The sequence below is a fragment of the Nocardiopsis sp. NPDC055879 genome, assembly GCF_053615935.1.
Genome location: NZ_JBSHCT010000060.1, coordinates 1 through 4,610 on the forward strand (window position 1 = coordinate 1; position 4,610 = coordinate 4,610).

The following is a 4,610-nucleotide window of genomic DNA, read 5'->3' on the forward strand; positions in this document are numbered from 1 at the left end:
GGACCACGTCGTCGGGTGTGTAGGGCTCGGGCACCTGTGGTCGACTCCTTGGTGTGGCACGGTGAACGATGAATGTGCCGACGGCGGCCAGGGCCGCGAGCGCGATCAGCGCGGCCCCGTAGTAGCCGGTCACGGTGATCAGGGGAAGGGCGTCGACAGCGACGCCCGCGGTGATGGCGGGTAGGCACATCGCCAGGTAGCTCAAGAGGTAGAAGGACGACATGAGTCCCGCCCGCTCGTGAGGGGCGGCCAGCGGGACCACGGTGCGCACCGCACCCTGGAACCCCGCTCCGAAACCGATTCCGGCCACCGCCGTCCCGGTGAAGAAGGCGGCGGTCAGCCCCAGGTGCGCACCCGCCAGAGTGATGGCGATCCCCGTCGCCAGGGCCGTCGCGCCGATGAGCATGACTCTGGTGGCCGGAGCGGAACGCAGGACCAGGACCGCGGCAGCTCCACTGATGGTGAGTGTGAAGACGGCGGCCCCCGCGGTCAGGGGCGCGGTCGAGCCGGTCACGGCACGGGTGAGCGAGGGTCCCAAGGAGAGATAGAAACCGCCCAGAGCCCAGACCGCGATGTCGATCGGAGCGGCCACGAGCATGGCGCTCCGGGCCTGTTCGGGGACGCCGATCGACGGACGCAGCGAGGCCAGGGCCCCGGGCCTGCGGGGGGCGGTTTCGGCCAGGGCCCGAATCCCGACCGCTTGCGACAGTAGGAGCACGATGAACACGACATAGACCAGGCGCATCGGTTCGGGGGCGTACTGCACCAGGGCTCCCGAGCCCAGGGCTCCCGCAGCCATACCCGCGATCGGGGCGACGCTGTTGATCAGGGGACCGAGCGCAGGAGAGGTGTCGAGCAGGCCCGCGCCGAGCGCGCCCGTGGCGATCCCGGTCGCCAGGCCCTGGACAACGCGTGCGGTGATCAGTGCACCGGGGCCGTCCGCGACGAGGAACACGGCCATGGAGGCCGTTTCGAGGGCGATGGCTCCGAGGACGATCGGGCGTCGGCCCACATGGTCGGAGAGACGGCCGACCAGAAGCAGTGCCGCGAGCAGCGCCAGGGCGTAGACCCCGAAGACGAAGGTCAGTGTGCTGGAGGGCAGGCCCCAGGTGTCCTGGTAGAGGGCGTACAGCGGAGTGGGCGCACTGGAAGCGGCCAGGAAGGTGATGAGAACTGCTGCTTGCAGGGCCATCGAGCGGCGAGAACGCCACACGACACGGGAGATCGGCGGTGGACGCATCGTGGTGACTGACATGGCTCCCCTGAAGGACTAACGCAAAAAGTTTGCTTTAGCGACGGTAGCCACACGCTACCGCTAAAGCAAATATTGTGCGTTAAGATGGGAGCATGAGTCCGAGCCAGGGGATCCGCACCGGCGGTCGCAGCGCACGCGTCCAGCGGTCGGTACACACAGCCGTCCGAGAGCTGCTCGCCGAACACGGACGCGCCGAGCTAAGCGTGCCCCTTGTCGCTCAGCGCGCCGGAGTGACCCCTTCGACCGTCTATCGACGGTGGGGCGACCTCCAGGCCCTGCTCTCCGATGTCGCGGTCGAACGCCTGCGTCCCGAGGCCCCACCCGAAGACACCGGATCCCTGGAGTCCGACCTCAGGGCATGGGCACTCCAGTTCCTGGAGGAGATGTCCTCCTCCCCCGGACGCGGATACGTCCGCGACGTCCTCTCCAGCGACGACGACTCGACGCACGCGGGCCAGTGCGCCGAGTACACCCGCGAACGGATCAGCGTCATCCTGGAACGCGCGACCGAGCGTGGCGAGCCGATCCCCGCCGCCGAATCAGTGGTCGACCACGTGGTCGCGCCCATGATGTACCGGATTCTGTTCTTCGCATCGCCCCCCACTCCGGAGTGGGTCGAGGGCCTGCTCCGTGAACTCCTCGCAGACGGCCCGTGATGAGAACGCACCGCCCCGGCCGGAGGGGCCAATACGGGTACCGCGCTTCCCATCGCCTTCCCGCTCACCGGCGCCAAAGCCGATGAGCGGGCCACGCTGCTGGAGATGTTCGAGGAAGACCCCGACTTGGTCGCCGACCGCTTTGCGCAGTCACTGATCGCGGACAAGAACTACTACGGACGCGACTTCGAACGCTCTTTGGCCGGAGCATGCCTGTCCTTGCTGTGCCCGGCCCGCAAGGGCGAGTCCCCCACGGGCCGAATCAGGGTTGTTTCGGCCGTTGCGCCTGGCCATTGAGTCCATCAACCGGACTTTCAAGAGCCAGTTGGATCTGGAGCGCCTCAGGTAGGGGTCCTGCTGGTTGTTGGGCGGGGTGGGGGTGGTTTCCCCTCCTTCCCCGCCGCGTGATTGTTGCCGCCCGCACCGCACGCGTCAAGGCGATGTTGTGTCCTCATCAGCGGGGTTGGTGGCCTTGACCCGCACGGTGCGGGCGGCGGTTTGGCGGCTATCGGGGAAGGGGGGAGAGTGGTTGGGGTGCCCAAGGCCCTGTGGGCCTTCGGCCCACTCCGGCCGTAGCCGGCCGGATCCCTTCCCCTCCCTCTGGCTTCCTCGTTGAGCGCGTCGCCACTACGTGACGGGTCCGGGCACGAAGGACCCGCTACAGGCCAGGCACGGGGCCGGCCGCGTCCCAGCGGTAGCCGGCCCTGGTGGTGGGAAAGTCACGGGAAAAAGGGGTTGTGGATAACCAGGAATGGTCACCCTTTCTACGATAGGCGCACTCACCGCCCTGGGAATAAGTTGAATATACCAGCCAGTAAGCCTGCCATTCTCATGGATGTTCGCATATAATCAGAGTATGAGCTTTCCTCCCAGCACACCGCGCCCGACCGGGGGCACCCCGGTCGATAAGGCGATGGCGGGTGCGCGGGAGATCGCGGTGGAATTCTCCGGCCGGGATATCCCGTTCGGGTGCGAAGCCGATACGCTCGCCCAGTTCGGCCGCCTCAACCAGGAAACAGACCGCATCCGCTACGGGATGCTGCCCGCCCTGGCCCGCATGGAAGCCACCGGCGCCCTGTTGGAAGAGGGCGGCCAGCGCAGCATCCAAGCCTGGATCACCCACCAGTGGGGCACCTCCCCGGCCGAGGCCAACACCCTGGCCACCCTCGCCCGGGGCCTGTACCGGGAGCAGTTGCCTTTGGTGGACGAGGCCTTCCAGGACAATGTGCTGTCGTTGGGTGAGGCGTGCGCGATCGCGACCTCCACCGAAAAGGCGACTGCTGAGTGAGCGAAGGTCCTCGAATCAGCGAATGAGGAATTCCAGGCCACCCGCCCGGACGTGGAGGGTTTTCGGGCCCGGTTGGAGTACGGGCTGATCGCTTACAAGCATGAGCGCCCGCAGGTGTCGGTGCGTCAGTTGCGGGACGCGGCGAAATGGTTCGTCGCACGGCTGGACCCGGATAAGGCCGACCGGGACTATGACGAGACGTTCGAGAAGCGCGGCGCGCAATTCTCCCCCACGTTCGAGTCCGGGTTCCTGTTGCGGATGTGGGGTCCGGGAGCCGACAACGAGCTCATCCAGGCCGCCCTGGAGGCCTACACCCAGCCGTACGGGCCCGATAACGCCGCCGTGCCGAAGCATCAGCGCACCTACGACGCGATGATACGGATCTTCGAGACCGCTCTGACCCACCGGGGTTGCTCCAGCCTGAGCCGCCAGCCGTTGGCGACCCTCAACATCACCGTCTCCCTGAAGCGGTTCCTCGGCGACGAAACCGCTGAGCCTGCGGTGACCGAGGATGGTGTGGTGTTGCCGGATCAGATGGTGTCCCGTCTGATTCCCAACAGTTGGTTGCGTCGGTTCGTGACCGACGAAGAAGGTCAAACTCTGCTGGACGTGGGTCGCAAATACCGGTGCGCTCCGGATCCGGTGCGTCAGGCGGCCGGGTTCAAGAAGCCCTACTGCGAATGGCACCAGGGCTGTGATGTGCCGCGTAGCTGGTCGCAGTACGACCACATCGTCCCCTTCTCCCACGGTGGGGTGACCAGCGCGGACAACATGCAGGTGCTGTGCTCCACCCACAACCGGCTCAAGCACCGGCTACAGGCCAAGGTGAACCGGCAGATCTGGGAGCACCACCACGCCCAGAACCGGCAGGACACCGAGACCAGCGGGGACAGGGACGGGGAAGGAGAACCAGCCCCAGCCCCAGCCACCGCGCCCTGACCACCACCACCCGTTTCCACCAGGCGGAACACCACCCCGGAGAGACCACCCCACCTGGGTGACAGACCCCAAGGGCCCCGTGCCCTGTGGGGATATCGGCATGCCCACACCCGACACCCCCACCCAGAGCCACAACCCGGGGCCAGAGTGGCCCCCGCCGTGGGTACCGGCACTACTCCCCCTACGGGCACGGTGCCGGATACCGGCATCACTGCCACCCTCACCACTGGCGCGGCGCCGGGTACCGGCACCGGGGACTGCTGTGGGCCTCGGCGTGGTCTTGCTACCGGTGCCGGCTACCGCTGGGACGTGGCCCGCCCCGTGCCTGGCCTGTAGCGGGTACTTCGTGACCGGGCCCGTCACGTAGTGGCGACGCGCTCAACGAGGACACCAGTCGGAGGGGAAGGGATCCGGCCGGCTGCGGCCGGACCGGGCCCCCGGGGCCCGAAGGGCCCGGGGCCGTTGGGACCCC

Annotated in this window: 4 protein-coding genes and 1 pseudogene; 4 read left to right on the forward strand and 1 reads right to left on the reverse strand. The window is 67.5% G+C overall.

What is annotated here, in order from left to right; all coding sequences use genetic code 11:
• On the reverse strand, positions 1-1,255 hold a 1,255-nt coding region (locus tag ACWGKS_RS29540), incomplete at its 3' end, for an MFS transporter (RefSeq protein ID WP_452524997.1).
• Between the two features lie 92 nt (positions 1,256-1,347).
• Here ACWGKS_RS29540 and ACWGKS_RS29545 point away from each other — a divergent pair.
• The 4 genes and pseudogenes from ACWGKS_RS29545 (at position 1,348) to ACWGKS_RS29560 (ending at position 4,138) form a co-directional block, all read left to right on the forward strand.
• The gene (locus tag ACWGKS_RS29545) at positions 1,348-1,911 is read left to right on the forward strand and encodes a TetR/AcrR family transcriptional regulator (protein ID WP_452524999.1); all 564 of its coding nucleotides are present in this window, start codon (positions 1,348-1,350) and stop codon (positions 1,909-1,911) included.
• A 45-nt stretch (positions 1,912-1,956) separates the two neighbouring features.
• Positions 1,957-2,251: pseudogene (locus ACWGKS_RS29550) on the forward strand (IS982 family transposase); the annotation flags it as partial.
• 516 nt (positions 2,252-2,767) lie between these two features.
• Positions 2,768-3,199: a hypothetical protein gene (locus ACWGKS_RS29555; RefSeq protein ID WP_452525001.1), complete on the forward strand. Its 432-nt coding sequence runs from the start codon at positions 2,768-2,770 to the stop codon at positions 3,197-3,199.
• Positions 3,200-3,250: 51 nt separating this feature from the next.
• Complete coding sequence (locus tag ACWGKS_RS29560; protein WP_452525003.1) at positions 3,251-4,138, forward strand: DUF222 domain-containing protein; 888 nt, start codon at positions 3,251-3,253, stop codon at positions 4,136-4,138.
• The last annotated feature ends 472 nt before the right edge of the window (positions 4,139-4,610 follow it).

What these genes read in the sequence shown, in the direction of transcription:
- ACWGKS_RS29545 (WP_452524999.1), top strand. Translation starts at nt 1,348, where the DNA reads ATGAGTCCGAGCCAGGGGATCCGCACCGGCGGTCGCAGCGCACGCGTC.
- ACWGKS_RS29555 (WP_452525001.1), top strand. Translation starts at nt 2,768, where the DNA reads ATGAGCTTTCCTCCCAGCACACCGCGCCCGACCGGGGGCACCCCGGTC.